The sequence below is a fragment of the Azomonas macrocytogenes genome (genome assembly GCF_014191985.1).
Taxonomy (GTDB): domain Bacteria; phylum Pseudomonadota; class Gammaproteobacteria; order Pseudomonadales; family Pseudomonadaceae; genus Azomonas; species Azomonas macrocytogenes.
The window spans coordinates 11,355-34,724 of the sequence record NZ_JACHXI010000019.1; the positions used below are offsets into that span (position 1 = coordinate 11,355).

Below are 23,370 nucleotides of genomic sequence, written 5' to 3' on the forward strand. Positions count from 1 at the left end.
GCCATAATGGAAAGTTCCTCCCTTCTTGCCTCGGCCATTGCCGATAGTGACTCTCGAGACTTCGAAGCGACTGATCTGGACCAAGCCATCGAGCGTGCCCGCGAGGCACTGCTCGCCTTGCAGCAGCCAGATGGGCACTGGTGCTTCGAGTTCGAGACCGACTGTACGATCTCGGCCGAGTACATCCTGATGATGCACTTTCTCGATGAAATCGACGACGTGCTGCAGGAAAAGCTGGCGCGCTACATCCGCCTCAAGCAGCGCCAGGATACCCATGGTGGCTGGCCGCTGTACCAGGACGGCGCACTCGACCTGTCCTGCACGGTCAAGGCCTACTATGCGCTGAAAGCGGCTGGCGACGTTCCGGAAATGCCGCACATGCGCCGTGCTCGTGAGGCGATCCTCGCCCAGGGGGGGGCGGCCAAAAGCAATGCCTTCACTCGTATCCTGCTGGCCATGTTCGAGCAGGTACCCTGGCGCGCCGCGCCTTACGTGCCGGTGGAAATCATGTTGTTCCCCCGCTGGGCACCATTCCACCTGGACAAGATTTCGTACTGGGCGCGCACTACCATGGTGCCGTTGCTCATCCTGTGTTCGCTGAAGGCCCGGGCGAAGAACCCACGCAACGTCGACGTGCGCGAATTGTTCGTGGTACCGCCGGAACAGGAACGGCACTATTTCTCCAGCAAGGGCTTTGTCAACAAACTCTTTCTGGTACTGGACAAGCTTGGCCGCGCCTGCGATCCGCTGATCCCGAACAGCGTGCGGCAAAAAGCGGTGAAGAAAGCCGAACAATGGTTCCTGCCGCGCCTTAACGGTGAGGACGGCCTCGGGGCGATCTTCCCGCCCATGGTCAACGCCCTGGAGGCGATGACTCTGCTCGGCTACCCCAAGGATCACCCGGCTCGCGCGACCTGCCTGAAGTCGCTGCAAAAACTGATCGTGGATCGTGGCGATGGCACCGCCTACTGCCAGCCCTGCGTTTCGCCGGTGTGGGATACCGGCTGGGCCGCCATGGCCCTGCTGCGCGCCTCCAGCGATGAAGCGACCCAGGCCGCGGTGACCCGTGCGCTGGACTGGTTGGCGCCGTTGCAAGAGCTGGAGCTGAAGGGCGACTGGGCCGCACAGGCGCCTGATCTGGCACCCGGTGGCTGGGCCTTCCAGTATGCCAATGCCTACTATCCGGATCTGGACGACACGGCAGTGATTGCCGGTCTGATGCACGTCGCCCAGAGGAATACGGGCGAGCCGGAAAAGTATCGCGAGCGCATCGAACGAGCCGCAGACTGGCTGGTGGGCATGCAATCGGACAACGGCGGTTTCGCCGCCTTCGACCGCAACAATACCCACTACCACATCAACCAGATTCCCTTCGCCGATCATGGCGCCATGCTCGACCCGCCCACCGAAGATGTTTCCGGCCGCGTGCTGGCTTTCCTGGGCGTACTCAAGCGCGAGCAGGACAACGAGGCGATTCGACGCTGCGTAGCCTACCTGCAGCAAGCGCAACTGCCGGATGGTTCCTACTGGGGGCGTTGGGGTACCAACTACATCTATGGCACCTGGTCGGTGCTGGCCGGACTGTCTCTGATCGGCGAGGACATGAGCCAGCCGTGGATCCGCAAGTCCATCGACTGGCTGAAAGCGAAGCAGCACGCCGATGGCGGCTGGGGCGAAACCAACGACAGCTATCTGGACCCCACTCTGCGCGGCAGCAACGGCGGCGTCAGTACCGCTCACACAACGGCGTGGGCTCTGCTCGGCTTGCTCGCGGCGGGTGAGTACGCCTGCGAAGCGGTGCGGCGGGGCATCCAGTGGTTGCTGGACGACCAGCAGGCCGCCGGCGAGCGCGAAGCCGGCTTGTGGTACCACCCCAGTTACAACGCACCGGGCTTTCCACGGGTGTTCTACCTCAAATACCACGGCTATACGGCCTACTTCCCGCTGTGGGCACTGGTCCGCTACCGGCAGTTATCGTCGGGTTCCCGGTCGCAGTCGTGAGGTTGCACTCGGTTGGCATCGTGGTGGCATTGAAGGCCGAAGCCGATGCCTTTACGGCACAAGCATCGCGGCCTGAATGCCTCGTACCCCTCGCCGAAGGCTGCGGCTTGTTGCTGAGTGGTATGGGGCCGGGTGCGGCGCGGAAAGCGGCGCAGAACCTGGTCGATGCCGGAGCTCAGGCCCTGGCGACATTCGGTGTTGCTGGTGCCCTGGAGCCCGGCTTACGCAGCGGTACGCTACTCTGTCCGCAGCGCATACTTGATGAGAGTGGTCGTGTCTACACGGCTGACCCTGCCTGGCGTGACCGCTTGCAGCAGCGACTAACCTTGGCAGCGCTGCCGATGATCACAGACGCCACCTTGCTCAGTCTGCCCGAACCATTATCCACTGCGACGGCGAAGATGGCCGCGCAGAGCCGCTACGCAGCAACGGCAGTGGATATGGAAAGCGCAGCGGTGGCGGCGGTAGCGGCGGATCGCGGTTTGCCCTTCGTCGCACTCCGTTCCATCATCGACGAGCGTGACGACATGCTTCCCGAGGCGTTGCAAGCTGCTATCGACCCTTGGGGACGACCACGGCCACTAAAGCTGATCGCTACTCTGGTACATCATCCATGGCTGCTGGCTCGCTTACCCGGGCTGTCTTCACGCATGGGCAAGGCCGTTCGCGCCCTACGCGCGGCGGCAGCGGCGGCAGGCGCCGGACTAGGTTTGCCAGGCCAGGGTTAGAGGGCACTCTGGCTGTAGAAGCCACTGAAGGCTAAACAATGAGCATGCGAGCTCAGTCCACTTTCTCAGCGATTGTTGCTGTGACTGATAAGGCTCGTCTTGGCTATCTCGCTCACATTTTCGACAGCCTGCAAGTCGGCCGATGCTTTAAATAAGGTAAACCTTCGACCGCTTGAATCAGGCAACAAGTCGCGTGACTTATCCCGAGTCGACCCGACAACAGAGCCCAAGAATGATAAAGTCCGCCGCCGAATCTGGATGCCTGGCGCAGCCTTGGCCTTGCTACGGCAGACGGCAGCCAAGGCTCACGAAATAATAGGGTTGTTATGATTAGGATGGTGCGGCAATGTCTCGTATGGCTGGTGGATCGCAGTGGCCGCCACCCCTTTGTTGTCTTACTGTTGGCGATGCTGCTGGCTACGGCCAGCCTGATGGGGGCGTTTACCCATCTCAGCATCGATACCAATTCGGATCACCTGTTTTCCTCGCGTTTGCCTTGGCGTCAACAGAGCCTGGAGTTCGCCGGTCAGTTTCCGCAGTTCAGCGATACGCTCGTTGCTGTGGTGCGTGCTCCTACGGTGGAAGAAGCACGCGAAGCCGCGCTTGAATTGGCCGCTGGGCTGGCCACCGATCAGCGCCACGCGCGTTTGGTATCCACGCCTGGCATCAGTTCCTTCTTCGACCGTGAGGGCCTGCTGCTGCTGCCACCCGACGAATTGGCCGACGTTCTCGATAGCATGTTGCAAGCCGGGCAACTGCTCGATCCGTTGGTTACCGATCCTTCCGCCCGTGGTTTGCTCAGGGGCCTGGACATGATGGTCGAAGCCGTGCGCTATGGCATGGGCGACAGACTTTCGGGCTACGATACCGCGCTGGGCAGCATCACCAAGACCCTGGACGACGCCCAGGTTGGCCAGGTTTCGCCGTTGTCCTGGCAGGCCTTGCTGACTCCCCAGTTGACCGCTCGTAGCGGTGGCCTGGAGCTCGTGCTGATCCAGCCGGTGCTCGACTACGATGTCCTTGAGCCCGGTCAGGCGGCTACTCAGGCAATGCTGCGCATCGCCGCCGACCTGCCCGGCGTGAAAGCCGGGCGCGTCCAGGTAAACTACACAGGTTCAGTACCGTTGTCCGACGAGGAGTTTCGCTCCCTGACCGATCGGGCTGGCCCCATCGCCATCGGTGGTGCCTTACTGGTGGTTTTCTGGCTGGTGCTGGCCTTGCGCTCCTGGCGGCTTATTCTGCCAGTGGTACTTACCTTGGTAGTGGGCCTGTTCTGTACCCTGGGCTTTGCCGCTTTCGCGGTCGGCAGCTTGAACTTGATTTCGGTCGCCTTCGCCGTGCTGTTCGTCGGTCTCGCAGTCGATTTCGCCATCCAGTTCAGCGTGCGCCTGCATGCCCTGCAGCGCGGCGACCGGGATTTTGCCGACACCCTGCACCAGACAGGCACTGAGGTAGGGGGGCAAGTCGGCCTGGCCGCGCTGGCGACCGCCTGTGGTTTCCTCGCTTTTGCGCCGACTCAGTTCACCGGCATGGCCGAATTGGGCATCATCGCCGGCGTCGGCATGCTGTTGGCCTTGCTGTGTACTTTAACGGTGCTGCCAGCGCTGCTGGGTTTACTGGCGCGGAGGGTGCACCTCACGGATGCCGCATTGCCGGGTGGAGCCGCCGCTGATGCCTGGTTGGCGCATCGCCACAGGCCGGTCCTGCTCGCCTTCGTGTTACTGGCTCTGGTTGGTCTGTGGAGCGCCATCAGCATCCCCTTCGATGCCAATCCACTGCACACCAAGCGCGCGGACAGCGAGGCCATGCAGACCTTGAGTGCGCTGATGGACGACCCGAATACCAACCCTTTCACCTTGAACGTGCTGGTCGAGGATCTCGCGGCTGCACGCACTCTGGGCGCGCGCCTGGGCGCGTTACCCGAAGTGGCACAGGTGGTTTCCGCCGCCGATTTCGTCCCCGAGGATCAAACCGATAAGCTCGGCCAGATCGACGAAGCCATGGATTTGCTGTACTCGGTGCTGAGCCCCCAGGATGTGAAGTCGCCCCCCACGGTCGATGACTTGCGCATGGCCGCGCGCGACTCCAGCGCGGCGATTGCCAGCGTCGCCGGAAAATTGCCTGCGGATTCGGCGTTGCTTCGCATCGGCGAGTCACTGGGCCGGCTGGCGCAAACACCGGACAATCTTCTGACAACGGCCAACCAGGAGCTGTCGCGGTTCTTGCCGGAGACCTTCAAGCGTTTGAGTGATGCGCTGTCCGCTCAGCGCATCACTCTGGAGAGTCTGCCGGAGGAACTCAAGCGCGACTGGTTCAGCCGCGATGGTCGGGTGCGGATTCAGTTGACACCGGGCGATGAGGCGCAAAATACCGCAGGGCTGCGCCGTTTCGTCCAAGCCGTCCTGGCGGTCGCGCCGCAGGCTGTCGGCCCGGCGCTGGATACTGTCAAATCGGCTGACACGATTCTGCAAGCTTTCCAGCATGCAGCCATTTACGCCACGCTGGCTATCGCCGTGGTGCTGATGGTAGTGCTGCGCCGGGTTCTCGATGCCGCTCTGGTGATGGCGACCTTGCTAATGTCGGCCTTGTTGACGGCGCTGCTGGCGCATCTGCTCGGTATTTCGCTCAACTTCGCCAATATCATCGCGTTGCCGCTGCTGCTGGGGGTGGGCGTTTCCTTCAACGTCTATTTCGTCATGAACTGGCGCAGTGGCATACGCCAGTTCCTGGATTCGCCCACTGCCCGCGCGATCCTGTTTTCGGCGCTGACCACCGGTACTGCCTTCGGCAGCCTGGCGATAGCGCGCCATCCCGGTACGGCCAGCATGGGCTTGTTGCTGCTGCTGAGCCTGTTCGCCGTGCTGCTGTCGACCTTCGTGTTTCTGCCCGCCTTGCTGTATCGGCTTTCTCGATCTGATCCATCCGGGGCAGAGCGTTGATCGCAGAGAACTGCTCTTGACTACCCAAGACAAGATGTGGGCGGCCTGTCGCTGCTCCGTCTTGCAACGGTATTGAACCGCTACGGTATCGATATCACGTTTCAGAAAACTTCAAGGAGACGTCACTATTCCTTCATAAGGAATTTTTACATTTGCGGCATGGTCATTGTTCGACGGTTATTGTTTAAATGCCTCGATAACACTAAGAAAAGGAGTCATCAATGGACGATTATCAAGAAGAACTTCTCGAATGGCATGCTGATGAGCAGGATCATCCAGACGGAGCGGATGATGCTACTGAGCTGTAATACAAATCGCACGTCTATTTCTCGCTGGCGTCCGTCCTTTCCGGGCTTTTAGCGAGAATGCTCGATTCCCGTCTAATCCTGCTTTTGTGGTCCTTTCGACAACCAGAGGTTGAGCATCCGACCCGGTTCGGTATGGACTGCATGTGCTGGTCGTTTCGGCGAGCCCAGCAGGTTCCAGGGTAATCCCAGGGTCTGGATTTCGATCATCGGTGCGCGCAAATCGGTTGGCACCTGTGCGCCTGGACAGGCAGCAGGGTTGCTCTGCGCGCCGGTAACGGCCAGCAAGTGGGCTTGCGGTTGCTGCCACAGGGAGTAGGCGTCGCACCCCAGCAGCACTCTCAGCTTTCCCGCAGGCGTTGGCGATGAATCGGGGCGGAGTTCTTTCGGGGCGGAGCTATAGCGCTTTTCATAGCGGCTAAGAGAATATTTATAGGTCAGCGATGTCGGTTGGCCCCGGCTATCGAATACCAGTGAGATCTGCTGCAAAGGGCCATCGCCGATTTGCAATTGACCGTCGCGCAGTTTTGGCTCCGGCAGGACGATGGAACCGGCCACTAGAGTTACGCCATATTCTTTCGCCAGATTGCCGAAAATCTCCTGGTAGGCTTCGGCCATTTCCCGGGCTTTGATACGTAAAACTGCTTCAGTACGCCGGTCGTCGCTCTGGTTGTCCAACTGGAATTGCAGGTAACGCCAGGGGTTGCTCATGGCCATCCAGTGCATGGCGTCGCGAAGGGTACGAGCCTGCTGGACTTCCGCTTTTTCGCCAATGGCGAAGAGGCCGGTGCCGACATGTTCGGGCAGTACGACTATGGTTCGTTCGTTGAGAAACCCGGCATGGCGTGCCTGATCCAGATAAGTGGCGAATTTGAGATGCAGTCGTTCACGGCTTTGGTAATCTGCCGGTCGCAGGGGCGTCTCCAGCCCCAGTAGATTGCCGGAATTACCAGGCGGGCCTTCGGTTTGAATAGTGAGCGGGCGTAGATCGGACAGCAACGGACCACTGTGCCGTTTGCCGGTCCAGTCGAGGTAAACGATGAGAGCTATGATGCCGACAATTGCCAGCACCGTCAGTTTGAATAAAGTACGCATGAGTATCGATTGCTCGGAAACCCGCTCAGCCTAGGCAAATACACCGGCATTTGCCAGGCTGCTTGATTGTTTATGCAAATCACTGATGTGTCCTGATCCGCGCGACACAGAATGGGCAAGTATGAAGAAAAGGTCGAAAATCGTGGAGGCGATACTGTTCTTCGATGAGGACGGTAGTATCTGCAAGGAAATGTTTTATACAGAATTCGAGGCGATATTGGATGGTATCGTCAATCTTTCCGAGTTTGCCGATCGCCGGATACGTGCGGTTTTCGTTCTGATCGATCGTCGTTTGCTGGTGCATGCTGCCGTCTTCTTTCTCATCGATTTCCTGCCGGATGGTGCGGCAGACCCGCACTGGAATCTTCCGTTGCAAGCGTTGAGCGATCATGGTGAAAGCGGTCCCGATCTGGGCAACGGGCCGATTCGTCTCGCCAGCCACGAGCATTGCCCCATCGACGCGGTACGAATGAATCTATGGGAGCCCACTGCCGGGCAGCCAAGCAAAAAGGATTGCTTTCAGACGATTTGCGAACATGTTCAGCGTAATCAACTGGGCCTGTTGGTCGAGGAGACTACGGCATATAAGCCTTTTTCCACGGGTTCGGCAGAGAGCGATGGCTGGCAAGCTTCTTCGCCGATGAATTCGTATCTCGAAGCCCGGCAAGAATTGGCTCTGTTGGAAAAAAAACATGAAGAGCAGTGCCAACAGCTGGATGAAGAAATTATTCGTTTGCAACATGAGTTATCCCAGCAGAAGCAATTCAGCACGCGTCTCGAAGTGCGTTTGCAAGAGCAGCAGAAGAGCACCGAGCAGGCCCGCGAAGAAGCGAGTAGGCAAATGTTCCAATTGGAGCAAAGCGGCCAGGCTAGAGCGAACGAGGCTTGTGCCCGGCTTACCCTGGAATGGCAACTGCGGCTGGATAATGCCGAGGCCCGGCATCGCAAACAGGTTCGTGCTCTGGAAGAGCGCCTGCAGACCTTGAGCGACACATGCAGGGAGTTTGCCCAGCAGCACGAACATAGCGCAGAGGTTTTACAACGGCTTGCCGAAATGGGGATGACCTTCAGCGTTTATCATCCTGGAGCCGGGCAATTGACCATTTCCCTGGAGGATATGGCGCGATATCAGGAAAACCCCCAGGCGTATGCAGCCGAAAAATGCGCGGTTTCTGAAGAAATTTATCGACGCTGGCTTGATCACTATATGAATCCGGTGTGCCAGGCCAGCATGCTGAACGGCCAACGTTGTTCGATTCCCATCGACCGCGAAGAGTTGCCGCAGCGCTTCCTGCCCGGGATTTCCGACTGCTGCGTGCGCCACAAGAGCGAGCGCCTCTCGCGCCGGGCCGGTAGCCGGTAATCTTGCTCATGGATGAGCTATACCCTGACGTTTCGGCAATTCCCTTGCAACCACTACGACTGGACTGGCTCGACAGCCGCGGAGTCGAAGTGGCCGTTCTGCGCCTCGATCTGATCGACCCGCTATTGTCGGGCAACAAGTGGTTCAAGTTGTCAGGGCATCTCGCTGCTGCCAGGGAAGCCGGCGCCATTGGCTTGATCAGTGTGGGTGGAGCGCATTCCAATCATCTGCATGCCATGGCGGCTGCGGGAAATCGGTTCGGGATGGCCTCGGCCGGCTTGCTCCGGGGAAACGCGCAAAGCACACCGACTGTTCAGGATTTGCGCCGCTTTGGCATGCACCTGCACTGGCTGGGCTATGCTGGCTATCGGGCCCGTTATCGGACGGATTTCTGGGATTGCTGGCGGGCGCGTTATCCAGGCTATTACTGTGTGCCGGAAGGCGGTGGTGGACTTGTCGGAGCATTGGGGTGTGCGCCGTTGGTCGAGCAAGTCCAAGCACTGCTGCCAGGTATCGGTTGGTCGGATTATGACGCCTGGTGGCTGGCAGCCGGGACGGGAAGCACCCTGACGGGGCTGGTAATCGGCGAGGCCGGACGGCATCAGGTGCTCGGCGCACTGGCCGGCCCGGGCCAGCATGCGATCGGCCGGCAGATCGAGCTTCTGCTGAACGAGGCTGGCATGGCTGCCGAGAGGGGATACCAGATATTCGACGCCTGTCGCGGTGGATTCGGTCGTATCGATGACGAGCTGGGCCGCTTTCTGCTTGAAGCGGAGCAGGCTGCAGGCCTGCCGCTGGAGCCGATCTACACTGCCAAGGCTTTGCTGGCCTTGCAGCAGCAGGTGCTGGCCGGTTGTTTTCCTGCCGGAACCCGCTTGCTCTTCGTCCATACCGGTGGGTTGCAAGGGCGCCGTGCGGCGCTGACTCAAATGCAGCGCTTGTAAGACTTGATTCCACTTCAGCGGTTTGGCCATTTATCGGAAACCAGAAAAAGCCGCCCGTCTTCTTTCCAGGTTCCATCACCCGCCGGCTCCATGCGTGCCAGCAGTTGCGCTGGTGCATCGAGTGCGAGTTGTTCCAGCCACTGCTCGAACACTGCCTGTTCCGGCAATTCGTCTTTTTTCAGCCTGGCGGGAGCCAACCAGGCATGACGGGAGAGGGGATACCAGAGTAAATCAGGATGACTGGCGCTGAAGCATGGCCATTGTGCGCGGCGTAGCCAGCGTGCACGTGCCGAGACTGGTTCTACTTCTACCGGGGCTGGTGGGGTTGGGCAAGCCTGGGGCCACGGTTCGAATAGGTAGCCGCTCATCCAGAAGTTGCTGCAAGTTTTTTCTATACCGAGTGTTGCCAGCACGGCAATGGCTTCGGGTCGGGAGGAGAGGAGCAACTGGTGCCGATAGAGCCGCTCCAGTTTCTGATCGAGCCTATCGGCGCTACCTGGTCCGACCCAGTTGCCATGCCGAAAAGCATTTTCGGCATTCAGGCCGAGATAGAATTTCACAGCCAGTTCAAGATGATGGACGCCGCTCGCATCGCGTAGCAAGAGATCGAATTCGCCGAGGGTGCGGCCGTTGTCACGGATCGGCAGGTTGGCGGCAAGCAGATCGATATCGGGTGCCTGGTGCAAGGCAAATTGCCAAAGCTGCTCATAGTAGATGCCCAGCCGTCGGCTGGAACCTCGTGCAAGCCAGCCCTGCAGGTTTTGGGGTATATCTTCCTGATGCAGCAGCCAGTCGGCGAGCGAGCCAGGCGAGTGTTGCCAACGGCTGGCGGCCAGGGGATGCCGTTGCCCCGGGCAAGAAGCAGGTAGCAGGGAGGGTGCGAGCAGCGCCCAGGCCAGATCGCGTACTGCAGGATGGCGTAGACGGGTGAAGAGATCCGGATCCATCGGCAGAGCATAGTCGAGACGGGTTTGCCGTGGGCTTCGGCCTTCGCCCATAATCCATTCAACATCGGCCTATACCGTTTGAGATATCCAATGGAGCAATTCCGCAACATCGGCATCATCGGTCGCCTGGGAAGTGTCCAGGTGCTGGATACCATTCGCCGGCTGAAAAAGTTTCTGCTGGGGCGCCACCTGAATGTAATTCTGGACGAAACCATCGCTGAGCTCCTACCCGGACATGGCATGCAGATATCTTCTCGCAATAGCCTGGGTGAAACCTGCGATCTGGTGATCGTCGTCGGGGGGGATGGCAGCCTGCTCGGTGCGGCCCGGGCGATGGCCCGCTACCGGGTGCCGGTTCTGGGCATCAACCGGGGGAGTCTGGGGTTTCTCACCGATATCCGGCCAGACGAACTGGAAAAGCGCGTCGGCGAGGTATTGGATGGCCAGTACACCATGGAGAACCGCTTCCTGCTCGAAGCCCAGGCCAAGCGCAGGAACGAGCCGGTCGGTGAAAGCGATGCCCTCAACGATGTGGTCCTGCACCCGGGCAAATCGACTCGCATGATCGAGTTCGAGCTGTTCATCGATGGGCAGTTCGTCTACAGCCAGAAATCCGACGGCTTGATCATTGCCACGCCGACCGGCTCGACGGCCTATGCGCTGTCTGCCGGCGGGCCGATCATGCAGCCCAAGCTGGATGCAGTGGTCATCGTGCCGATGCACCCGCATACCTTGTCCAGCCGTCCGATTGTGGTGAATGGCAACAGCGAACTGAAGATCGTCGTTTCCTCGAATCTGCAGATCTATCCGCAGATTTCCTGCGATGGCCAGAATCATTTCACCTGTGCTCCCGGGGATACCATCACCATCCGCAAGAAGTCCCAGCGGCTGAATCTGATTCACCCGCTGGATTACAACTATTACGAGGTCTGTCGGACCAAGCTGGGCTGGGGTAGCCGTCTTGGCGGAGGCGACTGAATGCAGGTCGATCCGGAACGTAGCTATGATCTGATTGGCGATGTGCACGGTTGTGCCAGGACCCTAACGTATCTGCTGGATTTGCTGGGCTACCGCTACCGGAAAGGTGTCTGGCGCCACAAACGGCGACAAGTGATTTTCCTCGGCGACATTATCGATCGCGGCTCGCATATCCGCGAAGCGTTGCATTTGGTGCACGACATGGTCGAGGCTGGACAGGCCCATTGCATCATGGGCAACCACGAATACAGCGCCATGGGTTGGTATACCGCGGCACCACCGGGCAGTGGCAAGCAGTTTGTGCGTGAGCATTCGCCGCGTTTCACCAAGCTGCTGCGCGAGACGCTGTTGCAGTTCGACAAATATCCGCAAGAGTGGCAGGCGTTTCGCCAATGGTTCTACGAGCTACCGCTCTATCTGGATGCCGGGCGTTTTCGTGTCGTGCATGCCTGCTGGGACAGCCAGGTTATCGCCCAATTGGCGCCACGCCTCAACCAGGGGTGTATCGATGTGCAATTGCTGCGCGAGTCGGCAATCGATAGCAGTTTCGCCAATCTGGCCCTGAACCGCCTGCTGCGTGGCACCGACATGCCACTGCCGGACGGGATAACTCTCGTCAGTGACGAAGGCTTCGTGCGTACGGTGTTTCGTACCAAATTCTGGGAAGAAAACCCGCAAACCTACGGCGATGTAGTGTTCCAGCCCAAGGGGCTGCCGGAACCGATAGCGCAGCTTCTGCTGAACGATCACCAGCGGCAACGGCTGTTTCTCTATGGCCCGGACGAGCCGATGCTGTTTGTTGGGCACTACTGGTGCAGCGGTTCTCCGGGCCCGATCCGGCATAACCTGGCTTGTCTTGACTACAGTGCGGTAAAAGGCGGCAAGTTGGTTGCCTATCGGCTTGATCAAGAAAAACAGCTGAACCCGGCCCATTTCGTCTGGGTCGATGTCGAGCGCAAAGAGGAATGAGTGTGACCCTGACCGAAGCCTTGCGTTTGCCGTTGTCCGAAGATCTGAGCGGTTTCCTTGCCATGCTGCAGGGCATGGGCGTGCCTTGCCGGGTTTCCGAGGAATCCGATGAGCAGGTTGTGCGCGTCCCCGCTGAGGTGATCGGGCAGGTGCGCGAGCTATACAGGCTTTATCCTCAAGGCCAAAACATTCCCGAGACTTTCATGGCTGTGCCGCCGCAGAGCAGCAGTGCAGGCTTGCGTTCCAGCCTGCGTGCTACGCCATTCACGGTCGGCGTCTTGCTGGTGACGCTGTTCTCGGCTGTCATTACCGGGCTCGGGGATAACCTGGAAATCATCCGTTGGCTGAATTTCGTCGACTTTCGAATTCAGGGCGGCTACGTCTATTTCAGCTCGCTTGCCCAGACCCTGGAGGCCGGGCAATGGTGGCGCTTGATCACGCCAGCCTTTGTCCATTTCGGCTTTTTGCACCTGGCCATGAACAGCCTTTGGTACTGGGAGCTGGGGCGCCGCATCGAGTCCCGCCAGGGGCGCTGGATGCTGCTCGGGTTGACCCTCGTGTTCGGCGTGATAGCCAATTTCGCCCAATATCTGTTCGGCAGCCCAGGCATCTTCGGTGGCCTGTCCGGCGTACTCTACGGCTTGCTGGGACATTGCTGGCTGTTCCAGAAGCTGGCGCCGAATTCGACGTATCGTCTGCCACCTGGCGTGGTGGGGTTGATGCTGGCCTGGCTGCTGATTTGCCTGAGCGGCATTATCACTGTGGTCAGCCTCGGTGCCATGGCTATTGCCAATGCGGCGCATGTCGGTGGCTTGGCGGCTGGGTGTCTTACCGGCGTCATCGGCGGTTTGTTAGCGCGCAAGAGCAGGCATGAAGGATAAGACTGCCTTCCTTTTCTTCTCTAGTCTAGAATGATTCTCAACTAACCGAGGAGTCTGGCCAATGCTGTCATTTATCGATGCGATCGAGAACATCACCCCCGAGATCTACCGGAACCTCAAACAAGCCGTCGAGCTGGGCAAGTGGGACGACGGACGCCGGCTGACGCCTGAGCAGAAGGAGCTATGCCTGCAGGCGATGATCGCCTGGGAGGCAAAAAACCTGCCTGAAGAGGAGCGTACCGGCTATATGGGTACGCAAAAATGTGCATCCAAATCAAAAACGGCTCCCAATCTGCTGTTTACCAATCCTTCCGAAACCCGCCACTGAATGCTGGAGCTGGGACACGGCGTGCTGGCCAAGATGGCGGCGCGCCTGGATTCACCGGTGCAGTACGCCTTGCGTCTGGGCGGTAGTGAGGTACCGCTCAATGCGCTGCTGGGCAAGACCCTACGTCTGGAATATCTGGGAGCGATTCATTAGCCTGGCTTTCGAAAAAACGCCCGTGGTGGAAGGTTCTCTCCTGGGCATCAAGGGTCAGTATCTGCTTTTGGATACGGGTGTGATCAATATCCGCAAGTACACGGGCTATCAGGTGGTGGCCAACTGCGTGCCTTGACGGCATCGCGAACCTTTATCGCCAGTGCAAACTCTACGATTTCAGGCTTGCAACTTGGTGCTCGCAGCCTAAAGCTTATGACTTGAAGCTTATGTCGAGAGATCCCCATGCGTACAGAACAACCGAAAGTCATCCATCTCAAGGACTACCAGGCGCCCGAGTATCTGATCGATGAAACCCATCTGACCTTCGAGTTGTACGAGGATCGCACTCTGGTGCATGCCCGCCTGGCACTACGGCGCAACCTCGAGCGCGACCAGAGCCTGCCGCCTCTGGTGCTACACGGCCAGGAGCTGGAACTGCTGGCACTGGCGCTGGATGGTCGCCAGCTTGGTCCGAAGGAGTATCAGTTGGATGAGAACCAACTGAGCCTGCAACCGGACAGTCCGGCTTTTTCCCTGGAAACCACTGTCTGCATCCATCCAGAAAGCAATACCGCGCTGGAAGGGCTGTACAAGTCCGGCAAGATGTTCTGCACCCAGTGCGAGGCTGAGGGATTTCGCAAGATCACCTACTATCTTGATCGTCCCGATGTGATGAGCGTTTTCACGACCACCGTAAAGGCCGATAAGAAGCGTTATCCGATCCTGCTTTCCAACGGTAACCCGGTAGCCAGTGGTACGGAAGGAGATGACCGGCACTGGGCTACCTGGAACGATCCTTTCAAGAAACCGGCCTACCTGTTCGCGTTGGTAGCGGGTGATTTGAAGAGCGTCGAGGATAGCTTTACCACGATGAACGACCGCGAAGTCGCGCTGCGCATCTATGTCGAGCCGGAAAATATCGATAAGTGCCAGCACGCGCTGGACAGCCTGAAGCGCTCCATGCGCTGGGACGAGCAGGTCTATGGCCGTGAGTACGATCTGGATATCTTCATGATCGTTGCGGTCAGCGACTTCAACATGGGGGCCATGGAGAACAAGGGCCTTAACATCTTCAACTCCGGTGCCGTGCTGGCGCGTGCCGAAACGGCTACCGATGCCGCGCACCAGCGGGTCGAGGCAATCGTTGCCCATGAGTATTTTCACAACTGGTCGGGCAACCGCGTGACTTGCCGCGACTGGTTCCAGTTGTCGCTGAAGGAAGGTTTTACCGTATTCCGTGATGCCGGTTTCTCTGCCGACATGAACTCGGCCACGGTCAAGCGCATCGAGGACGTAGCCTATCTGCGCACGCACCAGTTCGCTGAAGATGCCGGGCCGATGGCGCATCCGATCCGGCCGGATTCCTTTATCGAGATTTCCAACTTCTACACGCTGACTATCTACGAAAAAGGCTCGGAAGTGGTCGGCATGCTCCGTACGCTGCTGGGTGCCGAGGGCTTTCGCCAGGGCACCGACTTGTATTTCGCGCGTCATGACGGCCAAGCCGTGACGTGTGACGACTTCGTCAAGGCAATGGAAGAGGCCAACCAGGTCGATCTGACCCAGTTCAAGCGCTGGTACAGCCAGGCCGGCACGCCGCATCTGGCAGTCAGCGAGCATTTCGATGCCGGTGCCCGGACCTATTCATTGACTTTCCACCAGAGCTGTCCACCCACACCGGGCCAGAAACACAAGGAACCTTTCGTGATTCCGATTGCCTTGGGCCTGCTGGACCAGAATGGACAGGAATTGCCATTACGCCTGCAGGGTGAACAGACAGTGGGCAGCAGCAGCCGGGTGCTTTCCGTCACCCAGGCCAAGCAGACGTTCACCTTTGCCGGTATGACGCACAAGCCACTGCCGTCCTTGCTGCGCGGTTTTTCCGCACCGGTCAAGTTGGAGTTTCCCTACGAGCGCGATCAGCTGATGTTTCTGATGCAGCATGATTCGGACGGGTTCAATCGCTGGGAGGCTGGCCAGCGCCTGGCAGTACAGGCTCTGCATGATTTGATCGCTCAATATCACTGCAATGAAACGCTGGTGATCGACCAGCGCCTGCTCACGGCGTTGCGCAGCCTGTTGGAAAACGACAGTCTCGATCAAGCCATGGTGGCGGAGATGCTTTCGCTGCCGAGCGAGGCCTATCTGGCCGAGATCAGCGAAACGGCCGATGTCGAGGCCATCCATGTTGCCCGCGAATTCGCCCGCAAAGCCATTGCCCAAACCCTGTTCGAACCGCTCTGGCAACGCTATCAGGCCAACCGTGAGGTATCGCGCAGCACGCCTTACGTGGCTCATGCCGAGCACTTCGCCCGCCGCGCCCTGCAGAATATCGCCTTGGCTTACCTGATGCTGAGCGAGAAAGCCGAGGTGCTGGCAGCTTGCCTGGAGCAATTCGAGCAGGCGGACAATATGACCGAGCGACTCACGGCATTGGTCGTGCTGGTGCATTCGCCGTTCGAAGAGGAAAAAGCCACGGCACTGGCCTGGTTTGCCGAGCGGTTCGCCAACGATCCGCTGGTGATGGACCAATGGTTCGGCGTGCAGGCTGGTTGTCCGCTGCCGGGCGGCCTGGAGCGCGTCCAGCACCTGATGCAGCATCCGGCGTTCACCATCAAGAATCCGAACAAGGTCCGGGCGCTGATCGGGGCTTTCGCCAACCAGAACCATGTCAACTTCCATCGCCGGGATGGTGCGGGTTACCGCTTCCTGGCCGATCAAGTAATCATGCTCAATGCGCTCAATCCGCAGATTGCTTCACGCCAGCTATCGCCGCTGACGCGCTGGCGCAAGTTCGACCAGGCGCGCCAGGTGCTGATGAAAGGAGAACTGGAACGCATTCTGGCTTCGGGCGAGTTGTCCAGCGATGTCTACGAGGTGGTCAGCAAAAGCCTGGCTTGAGCCAGGCTTCAGCGTGGATAGAGCGGCGGCAAGGTGGGTTGTTCCAGCTCATCCTTGCCTTGGTCCGCTGCTGGCAGGGTATTGATTGCCTGCCAGAGCGCTTCACCTTGCCAGTGGCCGGCTTCGCTATCGCTGTACAGTGCTCCATTGAGCTCGTCCAGGGCATCGGACAACGGCACGAAACGGGCCGCGATCTCCGCTAGCGTTTCCGGTTGTTGGCGGGCCCAGGCGTCGAGTGCCTGGCGCGTGGCTTGAGTATCGTTGGCCTGGCAGGCGCGCCGCAGGTCTTCCATCAGGCTGCGTGGGCTCGGCCCGGCAGTCGCGGCGCGCAAGATCGCCGGTTGACGCCGGGCGCGCAGCCAGAGGCCGAAGCCAAGCAGCGTCGTGCAGGCCAGTACGGCGCTGCTCGCCTGCCAGGGCCAGAGCGGCTGGATGGGATGGATTTCCTGAGGGGACACCACGATAGTGGATTTTTCCTGGGCAAGGTCGGGGTTGGCTGCCACCTGTGACGTGCGGCCGGGCAGGCTGGTTTTTTCCAGGCGATTTTCCTGCGTGTTCCACCAGATGATCTCGATATCGGGTAGGGACAGGGCTTCTTCCTGGGTCGGCACCAGTGCTTCGCTTTGCTCGCGAGTGCCGATCAGGCCGGAGGTGCCGATTTCATTGGCCAGTACGGGCTGATCCGGGTAGCTGCGCAGGTTGGCCGAGTGAGTCTGTGGTATGGGCGGCAGTTGCGCGGCGGAAAGCCCCTCGGCTTTGAGCATCAGGCTGCGGGTTATCGATTCACCGACCCTGGCGGTTTTTTCCTGCGGGCTCCAGACCTCGTTCAAACTCAGGGAAGCTGCTGGAATCCAGGGTGCGTCGGGCGGATACTCGGCTGGTTTGGGCAGCACACTCAAAGGCATGCCGGCTGACTTGACCTGGATGGGACGGCCTCGATAGCCAGTGAGTGGTGATTGGTCCGCATCGTTCGGGGCAACGCTGGTAGCGCTGAAGGTCTGGCCCGGTACGGTCAGCTCACCACTGTGCTGGGGAAAGACCGCGTAACGTACTTCGATCACGCCATGGCGGATACCGTTGAGGGTTGTTTCGTAGGTGCGTGGTTCACCCAGGCGTTCGACATGGGCATCGTCCATTTGCAAGGCGGACAGGGTGCTGTCGTCGTACAGGGACACGGAATGATAGATGCGCAGGGTCAGGATCGCCTGGGCCTGCACATAGACCCGGGCATGATCGAGGCTGGCATCGATGAAGACCGGGGCCAGTTGTGCAGCCTGGCCGGCTGGCCGGGCCCGGACGTGCAAGGTGATCGGTTCGCTGTGCAGCGTACCGAGCTTCAGGGCCGGGATCTGCTGGATTCCAGCCTGCCGTGGCTGCAGGGTGACGATCCAGCGGGTGATGGCGCGGGTTTGCCCGCCGGTACTGGAAAGCATGTTGATCTGCCGGGATGAACCGACCAGGAACTGCTTGTTCAGCGGGTCCAGATCGGGTTTGCCGAACGTGGTACCGTCACTCGCTTCCAGGGTCAGCTCCAAGGTTTCGTTCTGGCTCAGGTCGGTACGGTCGACCCGGCTCGTCAAGCCGGCTGCGCTGGCCTGCCAGGCCAGGGCGCCAAGCAGAATGACCAGCATCGAATGCTTCATGGCTTCACTTCCTGCTGCCTGCGTTGTTCGTAGAGAAATTTCCTTCTCAGCAGCTCGCCGGGATCATCGCTGATCTGTCGTAGCCATTGCTCCAGCTCCTGCTGGCCTTCGGTAATTTCCAGGCGATAGTCTGCTTGGCGATTGGCTGCTGCGCCGCTAACGGATTTCTTCTGGGCGAAGGGGTCCGTGCCAGTCGCTGGTCTGTTGGCTTGCTGCACGTCGCGTTCGTCAGTTTCGTTCGCTGATGATGGCTTCTGGGAGCGTTCCGGCAAGTTTGCTTGGGCAGAAGAAGAGAGCGCTTGCTCGTCGCTTCTGGATTCGGGTGATTGATTGGTGGTGTCCGATTCGGCTTGCTGGCGTTGTTTGAGCAGTGCTTCGACCAAGGCCCGGTTGTGCTGCGCCTCGGCCAGTTCGGGCTGTAGTGCCAGGGCGCGGTCATAGGCTTCGAGTGCGGCTTCCAATTGTTTGTCCATGGCCAGCGCATTGCCGCGATTGTAATGGGCCGGTGCGCTGTTTTCCTGGCTGAAACGTTCGGCGGCGCCCTTGTAGTCGCCTGCCCGATACAGTGCCAGACCTTGCCACTGGCGATCTTCAAAGCGCCTGGCCGCTTGCGCTGGACGCTGCTCTTCGAGCAGCCGCAAGCCTTGTTGGTCCGGGCGCAGCCAGAGCTTTTGCCAGTCGGCGGCCTGAGCGGGTTCGCCAGGTAGCAAGAGTAGCGGCAGGCAGAACAGCCAACCGCGCCGGCCGGCGCTGGCGGCCAATAGCAACAGCGGCAGCAACAGCCAGTAACCTTGATCGACCCAGGCGCGCAGCGAAATGGTTTCCGCCGATTCGCCAATGCCACCATTTGCCGCGAGCAGACCGAGCCCGGCCAGGTCGCTATTGTCTAGGGTTGCCGTCCGGTAGCTTCCATTCGATTCGCTGGCGAGCTGGGCGAGGGCTTTGTCGTCCAGCCGGGGAATCAGGATCGAACCCTGTTCGTCGCGCAGGTAGCTGCCATCTTCCTTGAGAATAGGTGCGCCTTCTGTAGTGCCGATACCGAGAAGTGCCAGTTGTCCGCTAAAGTTCAGCAATTGTTTGTGGATGCTTTGTCGTTCGTTTTCATCCAGCGTACTGCCCACGAGTAGCAGCCGGCCCCGGCCTGCGCCGCCTTGCTGCAATAGAGCAAGTCCCCGGGCTACGGCCAGATCGGCGCGATGACCGGTTTCCGGCATGAGTGAAGGTTTCAGTACTTTCAACAGGTTGTCGATGGTAGCCAGATCATCCGACAGGGGAACCAGTACATGGGCGCTACCGGCGAAGACGACGATGGCTGTCTGGACATCCCGGCGTGTCTGTAGCAGATCGATCAGCTTGCGCTTGGCCTGTTCGAGGCGATTGGGTAGTACGTCTTCGGCAAGCATCGCCGGCGTCATTTCCAGTAGCACGATCAGTGGGTCGACACGCTTCAGGCTGGGTTGCTCCAGGCGCTGCCACGAGGGACCGAGCAGGGCCAGGAGCGCCAGTAGCCAGGTCAGCCCCAGCACGACCCAGGGCAGCCGGGTTCCACGTAGACGGCCCCGCGTCAGCAGAACGGCCTGGAAGCTCGGTGGCAGCAAGCGTTGCCAGTGGCCGGTGTTGCGTTGGCGGTGCCAGAGCCGCCAGAGCAGCCAGATCGGCAGCGGAAGCAGCAGCAACCACCAGGGGCGCAGGAGATGCGGCCAGATATCCCCCATGGTTAGTGCTCCCAGCGCCGCATGAACCGCTGTAGCGGTCGCTGCCAGAGTCGCGCCATGGTCAGTGCCAGGCTGGCGAGCAAGGCTGCGGATAACGGCCAGACGTACAACTGTTCGGCAACATGAGTGAGCTCGGGTTTTTGCGCGGCCGGTTCGAGGCGGTCGAGGGTTTTGCCGATGGCTTGCAGTTCGTCGCTGGAAGAGGCATGGAAATAGCGGCCACCCGTCTGCTCGGCGATGGCGCGCAGCAGGTTTTCGTCCAGTTCGATGGACTGGGTGTAGTCATAGAGCCCGAGATTTCTGGCCTGATTCGGTTCTGCGCCTATGCCAATTGTATAGATTTTCACCTTTTCTCCAGCTGCGAGCCGGGCCGCTACCAGTGGTTCAAGCTCGCCACCGTTGCTGGCACCATCGGTAATCAGAACCAGCACGCGGTTTTCGGCCAGGCGTTCGCGTAGGCGCTTCAGGGCCAGGCCGATGGCATCGCCAATGGCGGTATTGTTACCGGCGATGCCGATCAGGGCCTCGTCCAGCCAGGTTCGTACGGTGATGCGGTCGAATGTCAGGGGCGCTTGCAGATAGGCCTGGCTACCAAACAGGATCAGGCCCACGCGATCACCGTAGCGCTGTTCGATGAAATCGCCGAACAGATGCTTGACCAGTTCCAGGCGGGTCGTTTCGTAGCCTTGCCAGCTCATGTCGGGATAATCCATGGAGCCGGAAACGTCCACTGCCAGCAGCAGATCACGGCCACTGGCCGGTAGCGGCAGGGGCTCGCCCAGCCATTGTGGCCTGGCTGCTGCCACCAGCAACAGCAGCCAGATCGTCAGGTATGGCAATTGCTGGCGCCAACTGGCCAGCGTAAGGCGCGAGCGCTGCCCGGAGAGGCTTTCCAATTCGTCAAGAAAACCGACCTTGAGTGCAGCTTGGCGACTTTCCGCAGCAGGTAGCAAGGCGCGCAACAGCCAGGGGAGGGGCAACAGCGCGAAAATCCAGGGCCAGGCCAGTTCAAGCATGTTTTCTGATCCAGGTTTCCACGGCTTGCTCCAGTCCGGCGATAGCTTGGTCATCGAGCTTGCATTCAGCGCGATAGGCACCTTCCACCAGGATCATCCAGCGAGTCAGGCCGGCGGCAGGGCAGCGACTGTCGAGAAAAGCCAGCCAGGTGCGGCCGCTCATGGTATGCGGATTATCTGCCGGATAGCGTGTCCGGCAGATACGTTTGAGCAGGGTGTTGAGCTGTTGCAGCCAGTGGCTGGCCGATTCGCCGGCCTGGGGCTTGTCCAGTTGAGCCAGCTCTTGCAGGGCGGCCAGACGCAGGGAATCGGTCGAGTCATCCTGGTGGGATTCGGTGCTGAACGGTTGCCGTGGCGCTTTTCGCAACCACCACCAACCTCCTGTGGCAAGCATGGGGAGCAGCGCTGCCAGCAGCCACCAGCCGGGAGCCGGTGGCCACCAGGAAGGAGGGGGCGGGGCGATGAGCGGTGCCAGTTGTTCAAGCGGGTTCACTGACGGCTCCTGGCCTGGTGCAGGGTCAAGTGATCGTGCAGTTGCTCGACTGCATCACGATGGGTATCCAGTGGCAGCAGCGGGGTGCTCAGGCGCAGCGCCAGGCGTTCCCAACGTAGCCGGCGCCGTTCGGCCTGCTCTCGATAGGCCTGACGCAACTGGCTGTCGCTGCTGTCCAGTTCGAGACGCGCATTGCCTTGGGCGAAGCGCAGCAGGCCGGTGATTGGCAAGGCATGATCGAGCGGGTCGGATAACGGTAGCAGCAGCAGGTCGATATGCCGACCGAGCAGCCAGAGTTGCCGCTCGGCGGTATCGCTCAGGGCACGTTCATCGCACAGGATTACCGCCAGACTGCCTGGGCGTAGTACTTCGCGAGCCCGACGCAGGGCCTGGGCAAAGCTTTCCGTGTCGTTTATCGGTTGTGTTCCGCTGTCCAGCCGGTGGTTGGCTTGAACCAGGCGATCAAGCAGCTGCAGCAAGCTGTGTTTACTGCGTCGCGGCTTGATTTCCAGAAAGCGGCCGTCACCGAAGACCTGGCCGCCAATCCGGTCGTTGTGCTCTAGCGTGGCCCAGCCGATCAGTGCCGCGGCATGGGCAGCCAGTACCGATTTGAATTGCCGCGAGCTGCCGAAGAACAGCCGCTGGCTCTGCTCCACCAGAATATAGATGGGGCGTTCGCGTTCCTCGTGGTACAGCTTGGTGTGTGGCTCCTGGGTACGCGCAGTGACACGCCAGTCGATAGTGCGGACATCGTCGCCGGGCTGGTAGATCCGTACCTGGTCGAAATCCACCCCACGTCCGCGCAGGCGCGAATGATGTAGACCCAGCAGTGGACTGCGCCGTTGTGGGGTGGAAAACAACGGCAGTTCATGGATTCTCTTGCGCAAGTCGATCAGCTCGGCCAGGTTCGTGTAGATGCCTTCCGCAGGTTCCACCAGGGCGGTCCCGGGATCGCGCCTGTGCATCAGGCTACAGCCACTACGTCGAGAATGCGTTGGATCACCCGGTCCTGATCGATACCCGAGGCTTCTGCCTCGAAGGAAAGAATCAGACGGTGGCGCAAGACATCGAAAAGCATGGCCTGGATATCTTCGGGGCTGACGAAATCACGCCCGGCCAGCCAGGCGTGGGCCCGTGCGCAGCGATCCAGGGCAATGGTGCCGCGCGGGCTGGAGCCATAGGTGAGCCACTCGGCCAGTTCGGCATCGAACTTGGCCGGGGTGCGGGTCGCCATTACCAATTGCACCAGGTATTCCTCCACCGCGTCGGCCATATGCAGGCCGAGAATCTCCTTGCGTGCGGCGAAAATTGCCTGCTGGCTGACCTGATGCTCTGGTGCAGTCTCGCCATTGATGGCTTCACCACGCGTCTGCTGCAGGATACGGCGTTCTACACTGGCATCGGGATAACCGATTTTCACATGCAGGAGAAAGCGATCCAGCTGCGCTTCCGGTAACGGATAGGTGCCTTCCTGTTCAATGGGGTTCTGGGTTGCCATCACCAGAAACATTGGCGACAGCGGGTAAGTGCTGCGGCCGATGCTGACCTGGCGCTCAGCCATGGCTTCCAGCAGCGCCGATTGCACTTTGGCCGGTGCCCGATTGATTTCGTCAGCCAGCAGCAGGTTGTGGAAGATCGGTCCTTGCTGGAAAACGAAGCTGCCGGTTTCAGGGCGGTAGATTTCAGTGCCGGTGATATCGGCCGGCAACAGGTCAGGGGTGAACTGGATGCGATGGAATTCGGCTTCCACGCCTTCGGCCAACTCCTTGATCGCGCGCGTCTTGGCCAGGCCCGGGGCACCCTCCACCAGCAAGTGGCCATCGGCGAGCAAGGCGATCAACAGGCGCTCGACCAGCCGTTCCTGTCCGAGGATGCGGTTGGACAGGAATTGCCTGAGCGCGATCAATGCTTCACGGTGATCCATCGTGGTTTCAGTCCTTGTTGATATTGATGATCGATCCAGGCTGGCCG

General features: G+C 59.9%; 19 protein-coding genes and 1 pseudogene. 12 read left to right on the plus strand and 8 right to left on the minus strand.

What is annotated here, in order from left to right; genetic code table 11:
* Positions 1-6 precede the first annotated feature (6 nt).
* The 3 genes from shc (at position 7) to FHR87_RS15230 (ending at position 5,668) form a co-directional block, all read left to right on the plus strand.
* Positions 7-2,001: a squalene--hopene cyclase gene (gene shc / locus FHR87_RS15220; protein ID WP_183167571.1), complete on the plus strand. Its 1,995-nt coding sequence runs from the start codon at positions 7-9 to the stop codon at positions 1,999-2,001.
* Positions 1,998-2,729 carry a phosphorylase family protein gene (locus FHR87_RS15225; protein WP_338021260.1) on the plus strand — a complete coding sequence of 244 codons (732 nt, stop codon included), beginning with the start codon at positions 1,998-2,000 and terminating at the stop codon, positions 2,727-2,729. Before shc ends, FHR87_RS15225 begins: the two co-directional genes overlap by 4 nt.
* A 326-nt stretch (positions 2,730-3,055) precedes the next feature.
* Positions 3,056-5,668 carry an MMPL family transporter gene (locus FHR87_RS15230; RefSeq protein WP_246336056.1) on the plus strand — a complete coding sequence of 871 codons (2,613 nt, stop codon included), beginning with the start codon at positions 3,056-3,058 and terminating at the stop codon, positions 5,666-5,668.
* A gap of 380 nt (positions 5,669-6,048) precedes the next feature.
* On the opposite strand, the gene FHR87_RS15235 is transcribed toward FHR87_RS15230, so the two are convergent.
* Positions 6,049-7,068: a carbon-nitrogen hydrolase gene (locus FHR87_RS15235; protein WP_183167572.1), complete on the minus strand. Its 1,020-nt coding sequence runs from the start codon at positions 7,066-7,068 to the stop codon at positions 6,049-6,051.
* A gap of 121 nt (positions 7,069-7,189) precedes the next feature.
* On the opposite strand from FHR87_RS15235, the gene FHR87_RS15240 reads away from it, so the two are divergent.
* Together FHR87_RS15240 and FHR87_RS15245 are read left to right on the plus strand one after the other, a co-directional pair.
* The gene (locus FHR87_RS15240) at positions 7,190-8,431 is read left to right on the plus strand and encodes a chromosome partitioning protein ParA (protein WP_221189866.1); all 1,242 of its coding nucleotides are present in this window, start codon (positions 7,190-7,192) and stop codon (positions 8,429-8,431) included.
* An 8-nt stretch (positions 8,432-8,439) separates the two neighbouring features.
* Complete coding sequence (locus FHR87_RS15245; RefSeq protein WP_183167574.1) at positions 8,440-9,375, plus strand: 1-aminocyclopropane-1-carboxylate deaminase/D-cysteine desulfhydrase; 936 nt, start codon at positions 8,440-8,442, stop codon at positions 9,373-9,375.
* 14 nt (positions 9,376-9,389) lie between these two features.
* Here FHR87_RS15245 and FHR87_RS15250 read toward each other — a convergent pair whose 3' ends face one another.
* A complete protein-coding gene (locus tag FHR87_RS15250) occupies positions 9,390-10,373 on the minus strand; it encodes a DUF1853 family protein (RefSeq protein ID WP_246336057.1) in 984 nt (327 codons plus the stop codon).
* A gap of 39 nt (positions 10,374-10,412) precedes the next feature.
* On the opposite strand from FHR87_RS15250, the gene FHR87_RS15255 reads away from it, so the two are divergent.
* From FHR87_RS15255 to pepN, 7 genes and pseudogenes are all read left to right on the plus strand, one after another.
* Entirely contained in the window at positions 10,413-11,300 is an 888-nt protein-coding gene (locus tag FHR87_RS15255; RefSeq protein WP_183167575.1) for an NAD(+) kinase, read from the plus strand.
* Positions 11,301-12,269 (plus strand): metallophosphoesterase, encoded by a 969-nt coding sequence (locus FHR87_RS15260; protein ID WP_183167576.1) that lies wholly within the window; start codon positions 11,301-11,303, stop codon positions 12,267-12,269.
* Positions 12,266-13,150 (plus strand): rhomboid family intramembrane serine protease, encoded by an 885-nt coding sequence (locus FHR87_RS15265; protein ID WP_183167577.1) that lies wholly within the window; start codon positions 12,266-12,268, stop codon positions 13,148-13,150. The genes FHR87_RS15260 and FHR87_RS15265 overlap by 4 nt, the downstream gene beginning before the upstream one ends.
* 61 nt (positions 13,151-13,211) lie before the next feature.
* A complete protein-coding gene (locus FHR87_RS15270; RefSeq protein ID WP_183167578.1) occupies positions 13,212-13,478 on the plus strand; it encodes a YeaC family protein in 267 nt (88 codons plus the stop codon).
* Positions 13,479-13,631 (plus strand): hypothetical protein, encoded by a 153-nt coding sequence (locus tag FHR87_RS15275; RefSeq protein ID WP_420826747.1) that lies wholly within the window; start codon positions 13,479-13,481, stop codon positions 13,629-13,631.
* A pseudogene (locus FHR87_RS19560) lies at positions 13,621-13,767 on the plus strand (DUF2797 domain-containing protein); the annotation flags it as partial. The gene FHR87_RS15275 and the pseudogene FHR87_RS19560, both read left to right, overlap by 11 nt.
* 107 nt (positions 13,768-13,874) lie before the next feature.
* Entirely contained in the window at positions 13,875-16,532 is a 2,658-nt protein-coding gene (pepN, locus tag FHR87_RS15285; protein WP_183167580.1) for an aminopeptidase N, read from the plus strand.
* An 8-nt stretch (positions 16,533-16,540) separates the two neighbouring features.
* Here pepN and FHR87_RS15290 read toward each other — a convergent pair whose 3' ends face one another.
* Genes FHR87_RS15290 through FHR87_RS15315 form a run of 6 tightly spaced genes read right to left on the minus strand, consistent with a single transcriptional unit; the run spans position 16,541 to position 23,323 of the window.
* Positions 16,541-18,175 carry a BatD family protein gene (locus tag FHR87_RS15290; protein ID WP_183167581.1) on the minus strand — a complete coding sequence of 545 codons (1,635 nt, stop codon included), beginning with the start codon at positions 18,173-18,175 and terminating at the stop codon, positions 16,541-16,543.
* Entirely contained in the window at positions 18,172-19,890 is a 1,719-nt protein-coding gene (locus FHR87_RS15295) for a VWA domain-containing protein (RefSeq protein ID WP_183167582.1), read from the minus strand. Before FHR87_RS15295 ends, FHR87_RS15290 begins: the two co-directional genes overlap by 4 nt.
* A gap of 2 nt (positions 19,891-19,892) precedes the next feature.
* On the minus strand, positions 19,893-20,906 hold the full coding sequence (locus FHR87_RS15300; RefSeq protein WP_183167583.1) for a vWA domain-containing protein: 1,014 nt from the start codon (positions 20,904-20,906) through the stop codon (positions 19,893-19,895).
* Entirely contained in the window at positions 20,899-21,399 is a 501-nt protein-coding gene (locus FHR87_RS15305; RefSeq protein ID WP_183167584.1) for a DUF4381 family protein, read from the minus strand. Before FHR87_RS15305 ends, FHR87_RS15300 begins: the two co-directional genes overlap by 8 nt.
* Positions 21,396-22,364, minus strand: coding sequence for a DUF58 domain-containing protein (locus tag FHR87_RS15310; protein ID WP_183167585.1), 969 nt, complete (start codon positions 22,362-22,364; stop codon positions 21,396-21,398). Before FHR87_RS15310 ends, FHR87_RS15305 begins: the two co-directional genes overlap by 4 nt.
* Positions 22,364-23,323, minus strand: a complete 960-nt coding sequence (locus FHR87_RS15315) for an AAA family ATPase (protein ID WP_183167586.1) — start codon at positions 23,321-23,323, stop codon at positions 22,364-22,366. Before FHR87_RS15315 ends, FHR87_RS15310 begins: the two co-directional genes overlap by 1 nt.
* Positions 23,324-23,370 lie beyond the last annotated feature (47 nt).